This window comes from Paenibacillus sp. JGP012, assembly GCF_014203995.1.
Classification (GTDB): Bacteria; Bacillota; Bacilli; order Paenibacillales; family Paenibacillaceae; genus Paenibacillus; species Paenibacillus silvae.
Window position 1 is genome coordinate 63,940 of the sequence record NZ_JACHKG010000023.1, and the last position, 22,121, is coordinate 86,060.

Sequence of the window (22,121 nt, forward strand, 5' to 3'; positions counted from 1 at the left end):
AAAAGGGAAAATCCGGTGATAAAGGCGAACGCTTCGCTTTTCCAGGTTTTTTCTGTCCTCTCCGTTCACGTGTAGATGAATAGTTGAATTTGTATAAAGTAAAGAAGTTATACTCACCACTCCAATGACAGAATGTATGATTTTATTGCACAAAAGGAAATAACAGCTTCTGGTTATCCATCCAGAACATATTGTCCGTACTCACCACCTTGGTTTCGAGCACCACTCGGCTCTGAACCGGCCTATGCTCCAGCTTGGCAAGCGCCTGATTGATTCCCAGATATCCTGCGCTGTAGCCGTTCTGTACGATCAATCGTTGAAACACACCCTCCTGCAGCTGCTCCAGCTGCTGCTGCTCACTGCCAAATCCGACAATGCTCACCTTTCGCCCTTCAGCCCTGCGCCGATTCAGTTCATCGGCAGCACCAAGAGAAGCCTGCTCCTGTAGAGCGATCACTCCCGTTACCTCGGGCTGATCCAGCTGCTGTTTGACTGCTTGCCAGCAGTCCTCTCTATTGTTACAGACCGATTTCGGTTTAATCTCAATCGCTGGATAAGACGTTAACGCTTCCCGAATGCCCTGCTCCCGGTAGACCAGTCCGGCGCTTGTCGGGTCCGGGCCAACCAAAGCTACCTGTCCTTGTCCTTGCAGCAATTCGGCCATGGCTTGCCCCGCCTGACGTCCTGCTTCAAGATTATCCATCGAGATCACACTGGTGATGCCTTTGACAGGAAATTCATCGTTTAACACAATGAGCGGCGCGATCCCTCCATCCGTGCCAGACAGCTCTGCCTCCCGAACGATATCGCCAAGAGCCTGTTCGCTCAGCGGATCAACAAGTATGGCCGCAGCCCCCTGCTCCAACGCCAGGGCAGCGGCCTGAACCTGAGCCTGTTCACGCTCACTGCGGCTCAGGTCCCGCCCAGCCGCAGCTGCAGTTTTAGCGAACGGTGGACCAATAGTGAAGTCTGCGTTCGAGGAGGTGTGTGAAGAGTTATCCACCGGATACGCTTCAACGGTGATCAGCTGTACGCCGCGCTCTTTGGCGGCTGCTTCAGCTCCCAGGCGGATCGCCTCCGCAAGCTCTCCTGTGCCTGCAGGAGTGATCAATGCGATCCGCGGCGGTAACGCGGGTTCATCCGCTTCCGCAATGCCGCAGGCAGCAAGCTGCGGCTGCCTGAAGCAATGCTCTTAATGGCCTGATTTCCGGGGATACCGGAAGAGTTGCCTGGCTTTTTTTTGCCATATCACGAAGTGCTCTCCTGCTTGGTCTGCTGTATTTACTATGGTATTTACTGAGGTATTTACTGAGGTACTTACTGTTGTCCCTCATTCGCCCCGTCCTCCTTCTGCGCTTGTTGAAACGGAATCCGAATCCACACGGTTGTGCCTTCCTCCAGCTCGCTGGCATAGTTCAGACCATACCCCTCTCCATAATAAAGCCGGATGCGATCATGTACATTGCGTACTGCTACACCTGAGCCTGCCCCGCTTTTTACTACTGTACGACCGCCGAGGAGTGCCGCCATCTGTTCCTCCGACATGCCTACCCCGTTATCCGTAATGCGGAACACCACATCCTGCTCATCACGCTGCACATCAATCTCAATGCTCCCCTCGTCCATGTGGTACTCAATGCCATGTACAATCGCATTTTCGATCAAAGGCTGCAGAATCAGCTTCAGTGTAAGGCCGTCCAGCACCTGCTCATCCGCATGTATCGTGAAGGTGAACTTGTGTTTGAATCGCATCTGCTGAATCGTCAGATAGTGGCGCGCATGCTCCAGTTCCTCCCTGACGGAAATAATGGTTTTGCCCTGACTGAGACTGATGCGGAACAACCGGGACAGGGAGGTAATCATCGTGATGACTTCGTCATTGCGGCTCATGCCAACCATACGGACCACAGAATTCAGTGTGTTGTAGAGAAAATGAGGATTAATCTGAGCCTGAAGCGCCTCCAGCTCCAGACGGCGTTTCTGCTCCTGTTCATGGATGATCTCGTCCATAAGCGTGCGAATTTTGTTCACCATCAGATTGAACCTGCGCGACAGGCGCTCGACTTCAAGCGGTCCCGTGGTAGGCAGCTCCACGTTGAAATCCCCACGCTCCACCGCCTTCATCTTGCGTTCCATGCGCCGAATCGGACGGGTCAGACTGGATGAGAGCAGCAGGGACACCACAATGACCAGCACCAGCACCACCACCAGCACACGAATCAAATATCCGTTCACTTCCTGACGAGTCGTCATGATCTCATCGAGATAAGCTACGCCAACGATCTTCCAGCCAATATTGGCTACAGACTTCACGGTGTTTAGTCTCTTCTGTCCTTCAGCCTCATCCTCGTAACTGCCTGCTGCGACCAGGGCTTGCTCGATATTTTCCTTTTTCAGCCCCATATACATGAGCTGCTGCTGCGGATGGTACACGATATTGCCTGCACTCTCATCGATAATGTAGACGTATCCCCGTTGTCCCAGACTGACCCGGCTGCTAATTTCATCCATTTGCTTAAAATTGATATCAACCAGCAGGATCACCTGCCGCTCCTGACCATTCTGCTTCATCTTCATGCCCTTGCTCATCGAAACGACCCATTGATAAGGACCTGCATACATATTCTGAATGTGCGGCAACGAGAAGCTCAGATGATTGGGTACACGAAGTGCTGACTGAAACCAGCCCTGCTGGGTCACATGTGCGCTGCGCTTCAATGCGGCAGCAGGTCTGTTCTTGAGCAGCTGTCCGTTCGCGTCGAGCAGCGTAATCGAAATGATATCCTCCCGGCTGCTAAGCAGAGTATCCAGCTGTTTATCCACCTGATCCCCTTCCCATGTCCCGTCCCGAAGCATATGCTCCTCGATGGCACGATAGAGATGGGACATACTCCGCACGTAATCCTCCAGGTTATAACTGACCTGATCGACAATCTGCCTGGTGGAGAGCTCTGCACTGCGTTCGGCAGCCTGTGTGAACTTGTCATGCAGCAGCACCGCCATAATGGTGAGCACCAGCACGATGAAAACAGAGAAGGACCACGTAATAATAGAACGAATGCTGCTGACCCTGGATGACCGCACATATATACGAAGCTTGTTTGCGATAGATTTGCTTGGGCCCGTGAACGCTCTCCAGTTCATTGCAGGGAGCCTTCCGGTGCCGCTGCTTCCGACTGTCTTCGGTATTCTTTTGGGGAGACCCCGACATGCTTTTTAAAACAAAAACTGAAATAGTTCGGCTCGGCAAAGCCCACCCGCTCGGCAATCTGAAACGACTTCAGCTCGGTGGAGCGCAGCAGCTCCCTCGCCTCATCCATGCGAATCTGCATCAAATACTGGAGGAAGGTGAGCTGCACTTCTTTTTTGAAAATGCTGCAAAAATACCCGGAGCTGATATGCAAATGTGCACATACCTTCTGAATAGACAGTTCAGGATCGGCATAATGTTGCTTCGTGAATGCAAGCGCCTGCTCCACAATATCCTTATAGACATGCTGACGACCGCTGGAAATGCGCTCTTGGACCAGCAAACAGACCTCCCGCACCTTCTGCTGTGCCTCCGACAGTCCCGGCAGTCGGAACAGCTCTGTATACAGCTGGAATCCGGCACCGAATATGTCCTCCATCTCTTCACCTGAAGCCTGTGCCGCTTTCCAGACGGTCGTTAATACTTCAATTAAATACAGCTGTATATCACTGCGCCCATGCTCTACCGTAATTTCCCGGAAAATGATCTGCAGTCCCTGCTCCAGCTCTGCCTGCGTACCTGCCTTCAGACAGCGGGTTAACGTCTGCTGCTTCAGTTCATCAAAGCGCAGCTTGCCCTCTGTCTGACGCTCCACATCCGCAATATAGATCAAGGAGTCTGTTCCCGGTACGAGCCGATAATCCAGCGCCAGCAGGGCATCTTCATAGGCATGCTTCACAGCGGGCAGTGTGTCTGCAAGACGACTGGACCCAATCGTTGCGGGTACACGCAAATAGTGATGAATGCTGCGCACAACCTTCTCCAGTGCCTGCTGCAGCAGCTTCTCCCCCTCTGCCCCGCCGAGACGGTCTATGTAGAGCAGCACCACCGTCTCCTGATGCAAAAAGGCATATCCTGCCTGATGATCATTCCAGATCTCGGCGGCAATATTCAGAGCAGCAAACAGCTTCAGCTCTGCATCTTCGGACGGATGCAGGGTCAGGATGGACACACCGTAGCGCTCCCCCTCCAGGTCAAGCTCGCACTGACTTGCACGGCTTAAAATGTACTGCGCGGATTTCTGACGATGCAGCAGGGTCGCGATCAGCTCAGCCTGTAATAAGGGCAAGCTTGTGCGATAGTGCTCGCGCAACTGCTGTACATTTTCACGTTCTGCAATCTCAGCTGCCATCTGGGCACACAATCGGGCAAGCAGCTCCGTAAGGTGTTTCGCCGAGAAGGGCTTCAGCAGATATTCATCCACACTAAGCGAGACGGCCTGGCGGGCATAATCAAACTCATCATATCCCGTCAAAATAACCACCTTCACCAGCGGATTCCGTTCCCTCAATCTTCGTGCCAGTTCCAGACCATCCATAAAAGGCATGCTGATATCCGTAATCACGATATCCGGCTCCACCCGTTCAGCCATCTCCAGCGCCTCACGACCATTCTCGGCTAGGCCAACGATGCGCAGATCCATAGCCTCCCAGTCCACTTCCACAACCAATCCTTCACGCACATCCTGCTCATCGTCTACGAGAAGCACCCGGTACATGCTTGTTTCCCCCTTTTATCCAGCTGCCTCTGTCCATGAAATACCGAAAATGTACTGACATCCCTTCAAGCAAGGTTTCCAACATAATATACAATAAAAAACTATTTATGTAATCGCTTTCTTTTTCAAGTGTTCATGTATGCTCCTGTTGACTCTTTGCATGCGCCTCACAAGGGCGGACCTGCTCTCTCTGCAGGCTTTTGCTAGAAAAATGATTCAAAAATTGACTTATATTGGTACCCGTGTTATGATGATATAGGTCGATACATTAGCGGACATTACGTCTGCGGTTTAACCACCGGATGAGCATTAATCAGAATTGAATGCAGCTCATGCCAATGATCGTACAAAACTTATTATTTTTGGAGGAATCACATGCAAACAGGTACAGTAAAATGGTTCAACGCAGACAAAGGATTTGGCTTTATCGAAACTGAAGAAGGAACAGACGTATTCGTTCACTTCAGCGCCATTCAAGGTGATGGTTACAAAACGTTGGACGAAGGTCAACGTGTCGAGTTTGAAGTAACTCAAGGTAACCGTGGACCGCAAGCGGAGAACGTTACTAAACTGTAATTGATACGGGGGCTGCCTCTGGCAGCTCTTTATTTATGCCCACATTTGAAGGTTATTCTGTCATCAACATATACGTAAACAGAATATCTATATAAATTGAATTATTCTTTTACACGTGAACGGAGAGGACAGAAAAAACCTGAAAAAGCGAAGCGCTCGCCTTACTGTGTAAAATCTTTAGCTCAACTTATATAGTCTAACTTGGCTTAACTTATATCCATCACAGAAATGAGGTTTTTATTCCAACAGAACAGTATAAATCCGATGAACATGTTGTATTTTCCACGGTTGACGATATCATTAACTTCTACTCGCCTCAGCAAACAAGCACCGATAACATCGAAGCTCACCCGCTTCCTGCGCATTCAGCAGATTCATTAGAACCATCCGATCATACTTCAGAGCGTTAACCACAAGAAAAGATAGCTGCCTATCCGACAAAAGCAAAAGGCCCTGAACCGCTTGCACGGTACAGGGCCTGATTTATGTCCTTATTTGTGTCCTTAATTCTGTAACCTTAGTTCTGCATGCTTACTTTACATAACCATTGCGAATCGCAAAAACTACCGCCTGCGTGCGGTCCTCCACCTGAAGCTTTTGCAATATGCGATGTACATGGGTCTTTACCGTGCTTTCCCCGATGTACAGCTTCCGGGCAATCTCTTCATTACGCAGACCGTAAGCCATCTGCTGCAGCACTTCAAGCTCACGTCCAGTGAATGCATCTGTCAAAGACTCGGGTTGCTCGTCTGTATTCTGACCGGAATGCAAAGTCGGGACGGATTCTTCCGTCTGAGGCGATGATGCCGCTGAGCGTACAGCTAAAGCAATGACTTTGGCTGCGACAGCTGTACGGTAGATGGCTTCTCCACGATAGGCCGCTCTCACGGTATCAATCAGTTCTTCCGGTGCTGCATCCTTGAGCAAATATCCCACGGCTCCCGCACGTATTCCTTGGTAGACATAATCCTCCTGGTCAAAAGTAGTCAGTATGACTACCTTACATTCCGGCAGCACCTCCAGTAACGCCTGTGTAGCCTCCAGTCCGTTGCCACCCTCCATCTGCACATCCATAAATACAACATGGGGAACAAGCTCGGCGGCAAGCCTGACAGCTTCCGGGCCACTTCCTGCTTCACCCACTACCTTCATATCCTGCTGTGCATTAATAATAAAGCGCAGCCCGTGCCTGACCAGATGCTGGTCGTCCACCAGAAGTACCCTTATCGTTGTTGACTCTGTCACTGCTCCTCACCTCCTGCAGCCGCCATGTCTGATTGCGGAATGCATACCTCCAGCCTCATGCCGTGCGGATGGATCGCTTCAATGTTCATCGTTCCACCCACCCTTTCGCACCGTGCCTTCATACTGGATATTCCAAAACCGGGTTCAATACGGGATATTCCTGAGCCTGGTCCAATCGTCTGGTTCTGACCAAAAACACCGTCATCCTCCACTCGCATGTATAATTGCTCTTCCTCTTCCGTGATATGCACACTTACACGAGTAGCCTTGGCATGCCGAAGAATGTTGGACAAGGCCTCCTGTAAAATCCGGTACAGCAATTCGGATGTCTCCGCTGACCATTCTGCTTGTTTCCCGGCATAGTGCAGATCAATGGAGAACCCTGTTAACGCCTTCACTTCATTCACCAGACTGTTCAATGCGACCAGGCCAAGCCCGGATTCGCTGCTGCCCATCTGATGAGCCACGGTACGCACCTCCTGCAGGCTCTGCCTGACAACATCCAGTACGGAGCCCAAGGCTTTATCCGCCTCGGCTGCATCCAGCTTCATCATATAAGGCAATGCCTGAAGCTGTACAATGGCCGATGTCAGGCGATTCCCGATACTATCGTGCAAATCCATCGAAATTCGGCCTCGCTCTTCAAGCACAGCATAATGCATGAGACGTACCGTTGCACGCTCCAATTCCTCATGTGTATGCCGGAGCTCTTCATGCGCCTGACTTAATTCAGCATGCACTCTCTGAAGCTCGGTATAATGACGCTCGCTCTCCCTCCTGCTTTCACGTTTAATACGTGCGCCCCAGCAGAAAATATATGTAACGATGTAGGCCATCGTGTAGACAAGAATGAGATGTGGCTCAACGCCCGCCGTATATAGTAACACCGCATTGCCTGCAAGAATCATCAAGCCAAGCCACCATGAACGGGCTACGGGCAGATTTAGCGCAGCATATCCAATCAGATAGAAGGTAAGCTCGAAAATGCGATATTCTGCTTGAAACAGCAGGGCATACAGCTGGGTTGCTGCCCAGGTCAGCACAATCATGAGCGTGCGTATCCGATCCCTTTTTAACCAATCAGGTGTCCAGACGAGCACAAAGTAAGGCAGGCGGATGGCCAGACCTGCACTCAACCCAAGCCACGTGAACGTATCCATCGGCCTAACCAGGTTGTAGAGCAACAGCAAACTTAGAATTAAATCCCCAGTGTGGTCAGCGAGAAAATTGCTTATTTTATCTCGTATGACATATGAATTCTGCATATATCTCCCTCTCGCATAACCTTGAATGGTTGGATGGCCTTTCATTCTCAAACGTATGATTAACTATGCATTGCGACCTTGCATTTGACGAATCCGCATATAGACCAGCACACGCCGGGCAGCAATACTCCCGAGTGGTATGAACAGTAGAGCACTGCTCAGAGAAACCACACTATGATGTACATCCAATGTGCTGACGTAATGTTTCAGCAGCATGATGATGATCAGCACAAGAGCCGTGCCCATTGACCCTTTGGACATAACTTTCCCCGTTGCCGAATCAACCCGCAGCCGTTCCATCGAGGCACGCCAAATCCCTATCGCACAGCCGATAACCAGAAACAATATATACAGAAGCAGCGTTAATCCTGTGACTGGCACCTGTGAAATACTCGAAAAAATGGCAATGGCCACAATCACAGGCATCAACCACATCCGCTCAAGCTTAACCTCCTTCTCCCTCATCGACAACAATAGAATAATCAAAGCTGTAATGACAATATTCATCATAAAATATTCCTCACTCTCTGTTCAATGTTCTTCATAAGAACAGTATAACCAGGGAGAAACGAAAGAAAGTCCACCTGTGGGTGGACTTGGTCGATATTCTTTTCTCTCCATTAGTGAATCTTAAATCAAATCTCACACCAAATGTTCTGGGTAGATACTGGTTCTCCGCTTTTTCAGCGAACATCCATTTATATGAATTTTTTTACGCAAAAATTAAGATCTAATTCTAAGGTTCCGGTTCATAAGTCCTATTTTATTAGAAAAACCTAACATTAATATGTCGAAATAACGATATAAGTGAGGAATAGAACTTACCTGGATTTCATATACGTGAATATTAAAATTAGTATCGTTTAGTATTGTTATTTGCTTTTTCTTTAGTACCATGAAAGAATCTCCAAGTCATTGAGAAAGTCCATTCATTGCAATGGTAACAACATACGCAGCGTATACGACGTCCAGGTGAAGTCTTTTTTAATTTTACAGGAGGAGTGAACGACCTTGTTTAAAAAGCTTCGCTGGAGTACCATGCCATTTTTCGCCAAAAACCTGGTGATATCCTTCGGGAGCATCGCTCTCATTGGAATTATTCTGATCACTGCGGCATATCAGCTGCAAAAAGGGATTTTAATCAACCAGCTGCACGAGCAAGCCAAGATTACAACGCTAAAATGGTCTCAAGACCTGGATGCCAGCCAGGTGGAACAGGCTGTATCCGAGAAGAGTTATTCCGATACATATCAAAGCAAGCTGCGTGACTATCTGGATTCCATCCACACCTTTAATCCGAATATTGCACAAGCTTACATTTTCAGTTCACAGCTGGACGAAAATAACGGGGCTCCGATTTATGCCATCCCGACCAGCCTGGTCGAAGCATTTGAAAAGGATAATTTACTGCCAGGCATTAAATATCCGCTGTCCAACCAGATTGCAAGCGGTCTGGCTGATATGAATGCAACCGGCGGGCCGGCGTTTAGTGATTTTTATACGGATGATTTCGGTACGTGGACTACATTGATGTATCCGATCAAAAAAGCGGACGGCTCCATCTACGCCGCTCTGTACTTCGATGTAGATGCAAGCGCTGTGCCCAAAGGGCTCAATAAGCTAATCACTAACGGATTAATGTACCTGATTGGCTTCCTGATCCTGTTTATGGTGCTGCAATTTATTTTGTTGAAAAAAACACTGCGTCCGATCCACGACCTCATGAAAGGCATTGAGGAAGTGAGCACGGGTAACCTGAACGTCACGATTCGAACGGGACGCGATGATCTCGGTGTCATCAATGAAAAGTTCAATGCGATGATCGAACGTTTCAACACCACTCTTTTCAAAGTAAAAAACACGTCCAGCCATCTCTCGAATTCGTCCAGAGAACTGCTGGAAATCTCGGCGAAAAACAACAATAACATTCAGTCCATCAGCAACAACATTCGGGAAATCTCTACAGGTCTGGTGTCCCAGGATAAAGCCACTGTAGAAAGCGCACGTGCCATGACCGAGATGTCCACCGTAGTGCAAAATATCGCTGGAAGCTCTGCCGAAGTTGCCGATGAAGCACTCAGCATGGAACAGCGCTCCAACAGCGGGCATGAAATTATGCAGCAGGTCATTGATCAGATGGGCCTGATCTCGGGTGCGGTTCAGAACACTTACGCTTCCATCCAATCCTTGGAGAACCGTTCGAATGAGATCAGCAGCATTGTCGGAATTATCACGGATATTGCTGGTCAGACCAACCTGCTCGCGCTGAATGCTTCCATCGAAGCTGCACGGGTCGGGGAAGAAGGTCGCGGTTTCGCAGTTGTTGCAGGAGAAGTACGCAAGCTGGCAGAGCAATCTCAGGAATCCGCGACCCAGATTCGCGCACTCATTGACGAGATCCAACGGGATATCGGACAATCCGCGCAAGCGATGGAGCGAGGTTCGGAAGAGGTGGAAAAAGGACTCGGCGTTACACGGAAAACCGGTGCATTCTTCGAGGACATTCTGAACGCCACCAACAAAGTGGCGAACCAGATTCAGGACATCTCCAGCTCCACCGAGGAAATCTCGGCGAGCACACAAGAAATGTCCGCTACAGCAGATGAGCTGTCCGCAAGTGTCAGCAAGGCTGCGAGCAGCACGAAGCACATCGAGAACTCGATCGCCGAGCAGGAGACATCCATGGCTGCCATCGTCAGCGCCTCAGATGAACTGGCCGAGGTATCCGAGCAGCTGCAGGAGCTCATCTCCTTCTTTAAAGTAAAGGAAGCTTAATGAGGAACAGATAAGACGCGGTACATGCAGTATGTAGGTACGTACAGTATGTAGGTACGTACAGTATGTAGGTACGTGCCAAGGGTACGAGAGAATGTGCCTGTGGCTTGCATGCTAAAGGTGTAAAGGTGGTCTGAGTTCGGAGGTGTGCCAAGGGTGTAGAACGTGCGGCAGCCGAGCATACGTGGAAACATTCGGGAACTATGATGCACCTGAACGCCGAATGCAAACATGCATCAGGGACACTATGGGTACGCACGTATCAGGGACATACGGGCACATATGAGGGACGCGAAAAAGCGCAAACACCGTGGGCATGAGGCAGGCTGTGTCTGGAACATGTAACGTGAGAAAGTCGTCGGCGCGGGAAAAAAATCATGAATTGCACGGCGATCCTCTCGTAATCCGACCATAAATCTGCCGAATATGTTGACCCCGGGAACATAAACGAAGGCTTGAGTGACAGACACCCAAGCCTTCGTTTTTTTATGTTATTTAGCATGTGCGACTGTGCTTCAAGGCCGCCGCCTGGTTGTCATGAGGCAGGGCACGCGTGCTGAGAGCTGTGTGCTGGGAGCTGCACGTAGTGCGGTTACATTACAGCCATTACATTCTAACGATTCCAGGAGAGCCTATTTACCTCCATTTCGGCTCTTTTTGGAAATCTAACGAATCTCACAAGCCTTATTTCCTCGATTCCTCCCACGTTTCGCGGTTTTCACCCGACTTTCTTCCGAATAGCGTCTCTAGGAATCGTTAAAATTAGAAAAGGACGAAAATCAACTAAATAAGCTTTCCTGAGATCGTTAGCGCTCAGCTGACCCATCTGATCAATCTGATCTATATTCTCGCATCAGCTATATTTTGCAAACTGTCTCTAACTTGCTCCACACTTCGATAAGCTCCCGCGATCTTGACCAGCTTCCATTTACTTTCCCGATTCAAATAGTGTAACGTAACTGCACTCCGTAGCAGATATACCCGTTCATCCCCGATATCAAAGCACTCCATCTGCATTCCCTCGTTATCCGCAAAATGCTGCCATCCCTCTATTGTTGCTAGTGTACCTAGCTGAGATGAACCTTTCTTCGTTCCATCTCCCTCTTCGGCCCAAATATCCACACTATCGAACAAATACAGCCCATCCATCTGGAAGGTCAGATTCACTGTGTACCCCTCGTAATCAAAGCTAATGACTTCTAACCGTTCCTTTTCTACGCTCCATATTTCATCCGCCTGTGCTTTAGCCTGCCCCAGTGTAATCTGCCCATCGGCGGGTAAACATTGTTGGAACGTCCCCTCCACCACATACTGTTCCAGAGCGATTGCAGCAAGGAGTTGCTTTATATCGTTATTCATATGTCGTTATTCAGCACCTTTCCGAGTCTCTTGACAGGGATTTTGCCAGAGTAAAGTTCACTGATCAGCATTCCTATGGTGATGTTCAATATATTCGATAATGTGTCGCTAGCTTCCTAGCCTGGATCAGAATAAATATACCGGGTTGAAGCACGCGCTCCATGAGGAGTGCAACCTTTAAATCATATCTAGGCTAGGCCCACCAAAGGAATTTCAATTCACGCACTCCATACGGAGTGCGACTTACTTTCTTATTGTTCTTCAACGTTTCTTGACAATTTCAATCCACGCACTCCATACGGAGTGCGACTGCATACAACAAAATTCTTTATCATTCTTTTTATTATTTCAATCCACGCACTCCATACGGAGTGCGACGGTTCCTTCGGGTGCGTCCCGGCGATCATACTTCGATTTCAATCCACACACTCCATACGGAGTGCGACGTACTTGGCCAAAAACAAAGGAGCCCGGCCATATCTATTTCAATCCACACACTCCATACGGAGTGCGACGATAGAGAGCAACGCTCGGTCTATGAATGAGCTGCATTTCAATCCACACACTCCATACGGAGTGCGACTTGTGGTGGTGTAGGCGAAGGCGTTACACCTTTGGGATTTCAATCCACACACTCCATACGGAGTGCGACCATCAACGGGCCAGGCGCTCCGTGGACGTAACTGATTTCAATCCACACACTCCATACGGAGTGCGACTGAGGATATGTGTCGTCAGGGATCAGCAGATAAAATTTCAATCCACACACTCCATACGGAGTGCGACGTTGAATCTCTTCGGATGGCTGTATGACGTATTTATATTTCAATCCACACACTCCATACGGAGTGCGACTTGCCGCTGAGTAGTTGGTATAATTGCATTAAATATTTCAATCCACACACTCCATACGGAGTGCGACGTAACCGATCTGGAACGTTCAGTGGCGAAATGGATTTCAATCCACACACTCCATACGGAGTGCGACTGATCCTATATTACGCTATTAAGAAAGAGAGAATTTCAATCCACACACTCCATACGGAGTGCGACAGCGAAAAATAACGTAGATACCATATCAAATGATAAATAACAAACGTATCTTCGCTTTTATTTCTTTTTACTAACCTTCTAAATATCGATTATAACTCCAATCTGTTGCCAAAAGGTCACAAAAAAGCGCTTTTCGAGGTGCGAATCCCCCGGGAAAATCATGTGAGCTTGGCATTCGCACCAGCTACAAGATCAACGGATCACCCATATCATAGGTATCTTTTGCTCCCACATGATCTACTTTGCTCTTATAATTGTCGCCGAGATTATAAAATCGCAAGCTATCTGTATCCTTATCAATCAGTTCCTCTAGTTCATATCGTAAACGTCTGAATTGTGCAGCGTCTAAAATACACTCAAAAACAGAGTTCTGCACACGTTGACCGTGATCCACACATTTTTTTGCAACTCGGGACAATCTTCTTCGACCTTCACGATCCATCGTGCTCACATCATAGGTAATCAGAACAAGCAAATTTCACACCTACTTCCACAAAAATGGAGGGTATCCATCCAGATCACCACGAATATGTCTAGCAAGCAGTAATGCTTGAGTGTAAGGTACAAGCCCCCAAGATATTTTTTCATTCAAATACGGGTGAGTAATCTTCTCCTGTTTACGTTCCTGCCAAGCTTTTAATACTTTCTTGCGAGTATCATCGTCCATGATCACTGCCATGTTTTCTTTGATATAAAACCCCTTATCATTTACAACCTTTTTATTAATGAGCGACAGCACAAAACGATCCGCATAAACACCACGAAGCTCCTCCATCATATCTAATGCCAATGAGGCTCTTCCAGGTCGGTCCCGGTGCAAAAAACCAACATATGCATCAAGTCCCACCGATTCAAGTGCTGATTTCATATCATTCGCAAGCAACGTATACGCAAAAGAAAGCAATGCATTCACTTTATCCAGAGGGGGACGTCTGCTTCGTCCATAAAAATAAAAGGATTCTTTTTGCTGAAGGATCAGATCATCAAATACAGAGTTATACTGCACAGCCGCTGAACCCTCCAGCCCTCGCAGCACATCCAGTTGCTCTACTTCTCGCAGCAGTTTCATCGTTTCCCCAAGAGAAGCTGCTACCTTTTTCATCCGCTCTGTGTCGATACGTAAGGCATAATCCCGCGTAGCGCGTTCCAGAATCCATTTATTGTTATACAGCTTGCCTGTAATCATGTTTCGTGCGACCTGTGCGCTGCGCGTCTCATCATCCGAGATACGATACTGCTCCTTGCGAAGCACCACGTTCCCCCGATCCTCTCCAATCACCCGAGCCAGAAAACGCCCTGTTCGTGTCATAAAAGTGAGACTGACGTTGCGCGTTGCGCATGCCCCCATCAAAGCCGGGCTCACCCCTGCGTATCCAAACGCACATATCGCCTCCAGGTTGTGCAGCGGATATCGAGCCAATATCTTGTCTTCCTGCTTCACAAGTACATTCTCTCCATCTAACGCAAGGTAGGTGTCAGGCAACGTCACAAATAGAGTATTTAGAAGCTTTTTCATTCGTTCAACCTGCTTTCGATGTAACTTGAAACAGATCGTTTATTTAAAATATCCGGCACACATATGTTGATCAATGAGCAACTTTGACAGTGTGGCCCGGCTTTCGCTTTTGGCGTATGATTCCGTTCAAAATAATGTCTCATCTCCTGAATGCTTGAACGCACTCGTTCCCGATCCGCTTCGGTAATGACAACTTCCACCCGATGTTTAATCTCATCATAATAAAAGTAAGCTCGATGTATCTCACATACAAGCATCTCTTCAAGACACATCACTTGTGCGACTAACTGGGAATGATCCGAATCATTACGTTTGGGCTTACCGCGCTTATATTCAACGGGAAAAGGAAGGTATAAACCTTCCTCCCCTGCAAGCGAAACACCCTCCGGATCACGGATAAATTCGACTACATCACAGATCCCTGTAATTCCGAGTGACCTGGATTGCACAGGCAATGCCCGGACCACAAGCTTGTCCCCCCGTTTTTCACGAATTAAAGGCTTGTCTGCTTTGCGATGCAAATGATCTCCTTCAATAGTGCGCACATTATCTTCCCACTGCTGTTCAATATGGATCAAGGCCCATTGTCTCCGGCAAAAGTTAAAATGCTGAATGCCGGATAACAATAGGTAATCCTCTTCGTTATAGTCCTTCATACTGCTGAACTGCCAAGCCTTCTAGTGGCACTAAAGTATACTCGTAATCTTCATAAGATTTCGGTTCCATGACGTCCGGCTTCAATGCAATTTGCAGTGAACGGTGCACTTTGGCGGATGAATACTGTCCCATTTTGGAGTTATGCTCCCACCAATACAACTGATGCACCTCCATACTGCCATCTGGGCGAGCAGACGATGTATCATTTTCAAATAACGTTCTCAGTGCCTCACGAATTTTCGCTGCGTCTTCATATGTAAACCCTGTTTTCTCAGCCAACTGTGTGTTGATACTGCCGTAAAATACATACAATCCAAAATCTACACGGTGCTTCATGCCCATCGTATCCGAGCCTTTTTTGTCCGGGTCTTTCGCGGTTGTCACCGAGTTCACACTCTTCGTAATCTGCATACTTGTAATATCAATCCGATTCTTGCTGACAGCCGTATGAATGGAGACCGGGCCACGAATACCAACCGATACGTCTGTTCCACTAAAAGCAAAAACTTGACCGAAGCTACGCACATCCATCCAGGACTGACATGCAGCATCTGCATACAGCTCTTTGTTCGCTTTTTTTCCTTTGGCATGCTCCTGCACAAGCTCATTGGCATCTACACGATCCTTAATAGAACGATGGGCATCCGTACGTTTCTCATCCGATTGCACCAGGATGGACTCTCCCATATCTAACAGACGATTACGAATCTTACGCTTAATACACACGTCTGAGATCTCGCCCAGACCATCGTAGTTCTGACGAGGACGATTTCCATTCAGCGGATCACCATTCGGGTTCGCATTGCGGACAGACAATACAACGGCAAAATCAATTTTGCGATCAAGTGTACTCATTTAGTTATCCCCTTGTTCAATAGATTGGTTTTCTTCATGATCTTCGGGTGTAGCTGCATCAGCCTCTTTATCCTTTTTGCTTGTGTACAAATCGTTACGCTGGCTGGAATATCCAAGTAGATATAGACCAGACAAAGGCCTGTCATTAAAATCTTCAATCTTGAATTTATCACTAATTTCCTGTATAAGCCTGTAGTAATTAGAGGCCCTCCCGCCCATTCGATTCAGATGTGGATGAAGACTTTCATAGATAATTTTCCACGTTCTCTGCGGACGCTGTGAAAAGACATTCATATATCGGATAGCATTAGTCGCTCTCCTGTTAGCCCCTTCTGAGCGAACCTTTTCTCGATCCAATTCACGTTCTTCGAGAACATCAGCCACGGCAAGTAATCTTCCAAATAAATAGTTACGATCTGCCGTCTCCGTATTTAGCGTCATTTCAAATCCCTCACTCTCGTGATGTTTTCTTACCAATGCACATGAAATACCTAACGTTTCTTCCCATCCTCCATCTTCTATACCTACAGGATTAGATGCACGATGGATAGCACTACGGATGATATCCAGTGGAATAGGTCTTTGATCAATAATGCATGGAAGCATTCGCTCCATTAATCCTTTCACGATCTTGTCACTCGCACGTCGACCATAAGCAGCAAAAGCAATCTCCTCAGGAGTAGGTGTACTAATAGACCGAACCTGTTTCCCGTTTTTATTTTTCCGATATCGATATAACCAATAACAACTTTCGTGCCAAGCTGCAATTCGATCCAGATACTCATTCTGATCCACTCTCTGATAATACATAATCGACATTCTTCCAGGTGTAGCAGCATCAAGAATCATAATAGTTACTTTATGCTTGGACTGGTACTCCCCATCATAACGAAAGCCATTTAGTGCCTTTCTTACCTGTAGAGCATATTCTTTATAGGTTGTGTCACCATCTATAAACACTTCATCCTGCTCATCATCCCATAGATTAAAGTTGTCTTTTTGCGGTTCTGGCATATTCAGATTCGTACTGCCCCACACCAAGAAAACCTTCCCGTCAATTGTCGTGCCTTGTTTATCAATCAGCCACTTTAGTGCATTGTGCCCTTTCTGAGAAACCTCATAGCTGACCGCAGCTGCTTCACGGCTAGTACGAAACCGTCCTCGAAATGTAAATCCGCTGGAGTCATTGGCAGATATCAGCTTGGATTTATCCCCGGAGTGACGTATGCGCGATGCATGTTTATCCGCCACGGGCAGATACTCCCCGGTAACGAAACAAACATCTTTATCTTGCAAACTCATCTCATAAAACTGAATAAATGATTGCTGAACGGACGCATCCCGCCACAATCTGGATTCGGGTTCCCCTGGAATATTCACAAGGAATCGGACAAACGCCCCACTCTGATCGGAAGCAATAACATTGAAAATCTTAGGTTTATTACTCTCCTGATCGTTCGCTCCTGCCACCCACTTATCCAACAACTTCCCATTGTTATCTGTGTGCAACACGCCCCAAGCCACTAAATCAGCAATCAACGTCCCTTTGCTCACATAATTCAACACACTCTGTACCTTGGCATGACTAAAAGGAGAATCGCACCAAGCTTTAAGCTGAGCTACATAATCCTGATGAGGAGTGCCTTTCACCTCACCGCAGTAGGAAGTGTAATCTCCGGCAACGTACATTAGCTTGTCAAAAAGCGGATAAGGCACTGGCGCACTCGTTCGACTCGCAGCGGCCTCGGTACAAGGGATTATAGTGCTGCCATCGTTTTTATCAACAACCTTCGCATCAACGATCTCACCTGATACATTCAAATGCACCTCAATATGCGCCGTCTGCGTAGTGTGGGAGATCGGAATCAAGGCGTACTCTTTACCATTCTTCTTCGTTTCAAACTGTCCCACAACCTTGGCATGGTCATCATACGTTTTACTTAAATTCGCAAGCCAGTTCATTCACTCACCTCAGTTCCAAACCATTCGGAATGCAACTCATCGACCGACTGCATATTAGAGTTATCGAACACTTTCGCTGAACCTTCCCCAACTTTGCGCACCAATGTGCATTGATCTGGACGATCAAATCGGATAATGCCATTTTTCATTTTTGCTTTCCACAGCCGCACTTCACGTTCATTACGTCCCGTCTCGTCAGGGTAGCTGATCCCGTGCAGCATCGTGCCAAAATCTAGCTCCCCAATAACATCATAAAAGCCTTCACCTTCACCAAACGTACGAGGCTCAACATACCCCTGACATTCACGCGTGCCAAGAAAAACATCTCTTCTTCCTCCGACCTGAACGGCTCGTTTGGCGATGTTGTGGTGCTTGTGTTCGTTCTGATCATGCAGCAAGTCTTCACGATGTTTATTAAATTCAAAATGAGCTCTCACCTGATAGCGAACATCTCTTAGATACGTATAATAGGCCAGCGTATTGCCCCCGCTATATTCGATTGGACGCATGCCTTTGGATTCCGTTTGAATCGGATTCATGATGCGAACCTCGTCTACAATCCAGATCAGCGTTGGTTTCCAATATACAGACTCCACGATGCCTTTGAGTGCCTGGTATGTAGGAATTTGATAGGAAAATTTCTCTCCCCCAAGCTTCGTCAGCGGGTCAGTGAATAACGCATAATTTCCCGAAACTTCAAATTCAATCTGATTTCTCACCAGTTCTGCTCACTCCTTTCTGTATATGTAGCAGGGAGATCATATGGCATGAATCTCCCTGCTATGGTTACAATGGTAAGAATTTTGTATTAAGTTTTGGCATTGCGGATAATTCTGCATAATGTGAGACTAAAGCATCCTTTTTCTTCAATTCAAGAACTAGCTTTCTGTTCTCTTTTTTCGTAATTCTTAACTCATTATTTAAATCTTTACTTTCAATCAGCAGCTTCTTTAAATCTTCAAGGATAAATTTGCAACCTTCTAATTGGGACAGTTCAGTGCCATGTAGCTCTATGCGATTAAGAATGTTACTTAACTTTACATCGAAAAAATTTGCCTCTGACTCAAAATAAGGAACTCCGACCGAATTCTTCACGTAATATTTGATACAAACACCTCCAAATATCAGGTAATACCTTACAATGGCTTTAAGCGCTCATCCCTTCTTATGATATTTAATATTTAAACTGTTTCCTTACTTCATTTATATATGAGGCATATATCATAATCAGTACAGTATAGGAATAGTATTTATAAGGTTGACTTGTCGCTGAAAAGCGTGGATTTAAATTTATGCTATTTTATATTTGTGGTAAACCCGCCTGAAGAGCGGGTTTTTACCTTTTTACAGTATTACGTTTTCCCAATTACCCTCGCCCTTAGGCTCCACACCGAAATGTTCGGAATACGCCGGGTCGCGCAGAGCAAGGACATGACCGTGCAACAAACGTCTGACATCCCCATTGTTATCTAACTGCTGTAGTTCCTTGTCATAGATGTTCACCGTATATTGCTGAGCTTCGCGTAACAGGTCTCCCAACTCGTTAGGTTCCAATTCACCATTTAAATCCAGGATCAGCCTCTTTCCTTTTTCTCCATAAGGCACAATTACCGCTGTAGCGTTGTTGGATATGGCCTCAAAATACTTCTCCGCTGTAGCAATGGCATAATGGTTCAGCACCTCTGGCGGCTTGGCGTGTTTGTGTTTATATGCATCGACGTAATAACGGTTACGATCCATCAGATCAAACAGGTTTTTCTGTTCGAGTTTCTTAATCAGGTAATGCATCTTATCTTCAATATCATGAAAATAATATTTAAAATAACGAGCAATCGCCGCGGAAGACAACAGATCATTCCCGAGTGAAGCGGGATCATCCCTGAACTCCTGAAGGACTCGCTCGGTTTTGTCTGCACCGATTTTTATATCTGGCAAATGGGTTAACACTTCATCCGAAGCCCGAACAATATACACGTTGCGACGCTCGTCCTTGCCATGACGATTGCATCGTCCAGCCGCCTGGGCAATCGAATCCAATCCAGCCAATGAACGTACAACACATTCGAAGCTGATATTAACGCCTGCCTCAATCAACTGTGTACTTACGCAGATGATTCGCTCTCCTTTTCCCAAACGTTGAATCAGACCCTCCTGCTCGTCATTGCCCGAAAAAACATCTTTCCGATGCGCCGGACACATATTTGTGCTCAGGTGTACAATTTGAACTCCCTCATCTTGCAGCCACTCTACTTCATTTAATGTTTCAAACAGCTTTCGAACAGCCATTTTGGTATTCAAAATAACGAGTACACTATTCACTTCCCGCATCTGATCTTGTACAAAAGAGGAAAGTTCCTCGGCATCCCAGCCAGATGGCGACTGTTGTGTGAGATCATGCAATTCAACGCGTTTGAAACTGCGTCCCACGTGGTCCAAATCTTGAATAATCTCAGGTTCTTCCGAGAAATGAAGCTTGTGTTTGACAAAATCAAGTCCCGGCTGAGTCGCTGTACAGAGCAGCAAGCTGGAGCGCCCGATCACATGCAGAAAGTTCAGCGCCGCATTGAAAAGCGAGATACAATTTACAGGAACAGATTGCACTTCATCAAACACAATGACTGCATTAGATAGCTGATGTAGCCTTCTTACATTGCGAGTTCCACTAGCGTAGAACGTATTCAGAAATTGAACCATCGTTGTGAAAATAATAGGTCGATCCCAATGATCACGAGCCAACTTGAGATTTTTGGTACGGACCTCGTAGGTTTCGCCGTTATCATCCTCTTGGCGATCATCAAACTTGTCATCTGTAACGTTGGAATGATGCTCCAGAATCATGTCATCATTTTGCAAAATATTGCGTATCTCGGCGGCGTTCTGTTCTATGATGGTTGTGTACGGAACGATGTAGATAATGCGTTCTTTGTTATGCTCTATAGCATGTTTCAGTGCATAGCGCATACTGGCAATGGTTTTGCCGCCACCTGTGGGTATGGAAAGGGTGTATACACCAGACGGACGAAGCGCAAATTCATCACATTGGCGAGACATCTCCCTCCGCAATTGATTTATAGGTGAGTTGGCAAAGTCTCCTTGTTCAAGCCCAGCCAAGTGCTGAGACAATAAGGTGTAGCTCTTTTGAAAAAATGATCGGTGGTCTATAGATTCTGCTGAATGTTCATTTTCTTCGAAACGTCTTGTGTTGGTTCGGTCTGCTTCAATCAGGCAGCTAAACATGTATTTCATAAGTAATGATCCTGTAATGGGTGGAAGCTTATGATCCTTAATGATCTTTATGTAGTGTTGTAATTCTGAGGTAGCGAGTTCAAATAATGAATCCAGATGCTCGGGAGGGTTGTTTTTAAAAAACTCTTCTTTGGCTTGTTGGTATTGCTTCAATTCTTTAGTGACGACACGTTCTATATAAGGAGAAGTTTGATCTGGTGAGATGTAATCTCTCAAACCTTGATGATGTGAAATGATGCAGTTGGCAATCCATTCTGCTGTGACTTTAGACTGTAGTGTAGCCTCGCTGGTATGGTAGCGCTCATGGATCAGCTTTCCTCCGGCAGTAGAATGATCTACCGATCCTTTTCGTGGAGGTTTGTCTGGATTTGCCACGGCTTCTTGGATGTAATCGCGAAATTGTTCGGTGTATTTGCCCATATCATGCAACAAACCTGTAATGCCAGCTAAATTTTTAATGCCAATCTTCTCTCCAGCCTGTTCTGCTCCCTTTTGCACCTCGATTAAGTGCGCCTGCACCGTTTGAATCTCGTTGTCTTTTTGACGGATATGCGCAATGTAAGTCATGCCAGCTCACCACCATGTTTTATCAAGACTTTACTACCAATTGTATAGGCAAAAAGACTTGTATTGTAATTTTCGACATCGAAATATATTTCCCTTCTAAAAATCGTATTTTTATAGAATATTATGTAATTCAATGTTAGGTTCAGTCGATTATCAGTAATCTACACCTCTCCTGGATGCAAAAAGACATATCTCGTTTAATGGAGGCCACTGAAGAACTAGCAGTTTTTCTACAGATGTTATTTAGTTTACAGAAAAGAAGACATTCGTACCGAATTTCGGAACGAATGTCTTCTT

The 22,121-nt window shown here is 46.8% G+C and carries 17 protein-coding genes and 1 CRISPR repeat array; of the genes, 2 read left to right on the forward strand and 15 right to left on the reverse strand.

The annotated features are described in order from the left end of the window. Positions 1–142: 142 nt before the first annotated feature. From HNR77_RS22580 to HNR77_RS22590, 3 genes are all read right to left on the reverse strand, one after another. The gene (locus HNR77_RS22580; RefSeq protein ID WP_184189450.1) at positions 143–1,111 is read right to left on the reverse strand and encodes a substrate-binding domain-containing protein; all 969 of its coding nucleotides are present in this window, start codon (positions 1,109–1,111) and stop codon (positions 143–145) included. A gap of 206 nt (positions 1,112–1,317) precedes the next feature. Continuing rightward, the gene (locus HNR77_RS22585; protein ID WP_184189452.1) at positions 1,318–3,144 is read right to left on the reverse strand and encodes a cache domain-containing sensor histidine kinase; all 1,827 of its coding nucleotides are present in this window, start codon (positions 3,142–3,144) and stop codon (positions 1,318–1,320) included. Continuing rightward, on the reverse strand, positions 3,141–4,748 hold the full coding sequence (locus tag HNR77_RS22590; protein WP_184189454.1) for a response regulator: 1,608 nt from the start codon (positions 4,746–4,748) through the stop codon (positions 3,141–3,143). The genes HNR77_RS22585 and HNR77_RS22590 overlap by 4 nt, the downstream gene beginning before the upstream one ends. Before the next feature lie 375 nt (positions 4,749–5,123). Between HNR77_RS22590 and HNR77_RS22595 the strand changes: the two genes are divergently transcribed. Next, positions 5,124–5,324: a cold-shock protein gene (locus HNR77_RS22595; RefSeq protein WP_090917732.1), complete on the forward strand. Its 201-nt coding sequence runs from the start codon at positions 5,124–5,126 to the stop codon at positions 5,322–5,324. A gap of 531 nt (positions 5,325–5,855) precedes the next feature. On the opposite strand, the gene HNR77_RS22600 is transcribed toward HNR77_RS22595, so the two are convergent. From HNR77_RS22600 to HNR77_RS22610, 3 genes are all read right to left on the reverse strand, one after another. After that, positions 5,856–6,569 (reverse strand): response regulator, encoded by a 714-nt coding sequence (locus tag HNR77_RS22600; protein ID WP_184189456.1) that lies wholly within the window; start codon positions 6,567–6,569, stop codon positions 5,856–5,858. Beyond that, on the reverse strand, positions 6,566–7,834 hold the full coding sequence (locus HNR77_RS22605) for a sensor histidine kinase (RefSeq protein WP_221443958.1): 1,269 nt from the start codon (positions 7,832–7,834) through the stop codon (positions 6,566–6,568). Before HNR77_RS22605 ends, HNR77_RS22600 begins: the two co-directional genes overlap by 4 nt. Positions 7,835–7,897: 63 nt before the next feature. Next, positions 7,898–8,344: a hypothetical protein gene (locus tag HNR77_RS22610; protein WP_221443959.1), complete on the reverse strand. Its 447-nt coding sequence runs from the start codon at positions 8,342–8,344 to the stop codon at positions 7,898–7,900. A 528-nt stretch (positions 8,345–8,872) separates the two neighbouring features. Between HNR77_RS22610 and HNR77_RS22615 the strand changes: the two genes are divergently transcribed. Further along, complete coding sequence (locus HNR77_RS22615) at positions 8,873–10,609, forward strand: methyl-accepting chemotaxis protein (protein WP_184189493.1); 1,737 nt, start codon at positions 8,873–8,875, stop codon at positions 10,607–10,609. An 840-nt stretch (positions 10,610–11,449) separates the two neighbouring features. On the opposite strand, the gene HNR77_RS22620 is transcribed toward HNR77_RS22615, so the two are convergent. The 9 genes from HNR77_RS22620 to cas3 form a co-directional block, all read right to left on the reverse strand. After that, a complete protein-coding gene (locus HNR77_RS22620; RefSeq protein ID WP_184189461.1) occupies positions 11,450–11,968 on the reverse strand; it encodes a hypothetical protein in 519 nt (172 codons plus the stop codon). Positions 11,969–12,178: 210 nt separating this feature from the next. Continuing rightward, positions 12,179–13,021: a CRISPR direct-repeat array (repeat unit 33 nt; unit sequence ATTTCAATCCACACACTCCATACGGAGTGCGAC). A 184-nt stretch (positions 13,022–13,205) separates the two neighbouring features. Continuing rightward, positions 13,206–13,496: a CRISPR-associated endonuclease Cas2 gene (cas2, locus tag HNR77_RS22625; RefSeq protein ID WP_184189463.1), complete on the reverse strand. Its 291-nt coding sequence runs from the start codon at positions 13,494–13,496 to the stop codon at positions 13,206–13,208. A 9-nt stretch (positions 13,497–13,505) separates the two neighbouring features. Continuing rightward, positions 13,506–14,537: a type I-C CRISPR-associated endonuclease Cas1c gene (gene cas1c / locus HNR77_RS22630; RefSeq protein ID WP_184189465.1), complete on the reverse strand. Its 1,032-nt coding sequence runs from the start codon at positions 14,535–14,537 to the stop codon at positions 13,506–13,508. Then, positions 14,534–15,193, reverse strand: a complete 660-nt coding sequence (gene cas4, locus HNR77_RS22635; RefSeq protein ID WP_184189467.1) for a CRISPR-associated protein Cas4 — start codon at positions 15,191–15,193, stop codon at positions 14,534–14,536. The genes cas1c and cas4 overlap by 4 nt, the downstream gene beginning before the upstream one ends. Then, positions 15,180–16,049, reverse strand: a complete 870-nt coding sequence (gene cas7c / locus HNR77_RS22640) for a type I-C CRISPR-associated protein Cas7/Csd2 (RefSeq protein WP_184189469.1) — start codon at positions 16,047–16,049, stop codon at positions 15,180–15,182. The genes cas4 and cas7c overlap by 14 nt, the downstream gene beginning before the upstream one ends. Further along, the gene (cas8c, locus tag HNR77_RS22645; RefSeq protein ID WP_184189471.1) at positions 16,050–18,011 is read right to left on the reverse strand and encodes a type I-C CRISPR-associated protein Cas8c/Csd1; all 1,962 of its coding nucleotides are present in this window, start codon (positions 18,009–18,011) and stop codon (positions 16,050–16,052) included. Further along, positions 18,008–18,730 carry a type I-C CRISPR-associated protein Cas5c gene (cas5c, locus tag HNR77_RS22650; RefSeq protein WP_184189473.1) on the reverse strand — a complete coding sequence of 241 codons (723 nt, stop codon included), beginning with the start codon at positions 18,728–18,730 and terminating at the stop codon, positions 18,008–18,010. The genes cas8c and cas5c overlap by 4 nt, the downstream gene beginning before the upstream one ends. 67 nt (positions 18,731–18,797) lie before the next feature. Next, the gene (locus tag HNR77_RS22655) at positions 18,798–19,106 is read right to left on the reverse strand and encodes a hypothetical protein (protein WP_184189475.1); all 309 of its coding nucleotides are present in this window, start codon (positions 19,104–19,106) and stop codon (positions 18,798–18,800) included. Positions 19,107–19,355: 249 nt separating this feature from the next. Further along, positions 19,356–21,824 (reverse strand): CRISPR-associated helicase Cas3', encoded by a 2,469-nt coding sequence (cas3, locus tag HNR77_RS22660; protein ID WP_184189477.1) that lies wholly within the window; start codon positions 21,822–21,824, stop codon positions 19,356–19,358. Between the last annotated feature and the right edge of the window lie 297 nt (positions 21,825–22,121).

Coding starts and splice junctions, on each gene's coding strand:
- HNR77_RS22610 (WP_221443959.1), bottom strand. CDS start 8,344: ATGATGAATATTGTCATTACAGCTTTGATTATTCTATTGTTGTCGATG.
- HNR77_RS22615 (WP_184189493.1), top strand. CDS start 8,873: ATGCCATTTTTCGCCAAAAACCTGGTGATATCCTTCGGGAGCATCGCT.
- HNR77_RS22605 (WP_221443958.1), bottom strand. CDS start 7,834: ATGCAGAATTCATATGTCATACGAGATAAAATAAGCAATTTTCTCGCT.
- HNR77_RS22620 (WP_184189461.1), bottom strand. CDS start 11,968: ATGAATAACGATATAAAGCAACTCCTTGCTGCAATCGCTCTGGAACAG.
- cas7c (WP_184189469.1), bottom strand. CDS start 16,049: ATGAGTACACTTGATCGCAAAATTGATTTTGCCGTTGTATTGTCTGTC.
- HNR77_RS22585 (WP_184189452.1), bottom strand. CDS start 3,144: ATGAACTGGAGAGCGTTCACGGGCCCAAGCAAATCTATCGCAAACAAG.
- cas1c (WP_184189465.1), bottom strand. CDS start 14,537: ATGAAAAAGCTTCTAAATACTCTATTTGTGACGTTGCCTGACACCTAC.
- cas3 (WP_184189477.1), bottom strand. CDS start 21,824: ATGACTTACATTGCGCATATCCGTCAAAAAGACAACGAGATTCAAACG.
- HNR77_RS22590 (WP_184189454.1), bottom strand. CDS start 4,748: ATGTACCGGGTGCTTCTCGTAGACGATGAGCAGGATGTGCGTGAAGGA.
- cas8c (WP_184189471.1), bottom strand. CDS start 18,011: ATGAACTGGCTTGCGAATTTAAGTAAAACGTATGATGACCATGCCAAG.
- cas4 (WP_184189467.1), bottom strand. CDS start 15,193: ATGAAGGACTATAACGAAGAGGATTACCTATTGTTATCCGGCATTCAG.
- HNR77_RS22595 (WP_090917732.1), top strand. CDS start 5,124: ATGCAAACAGGTACAGTAAAATGGTTCAACGCAGACAAAGGATTTGGC.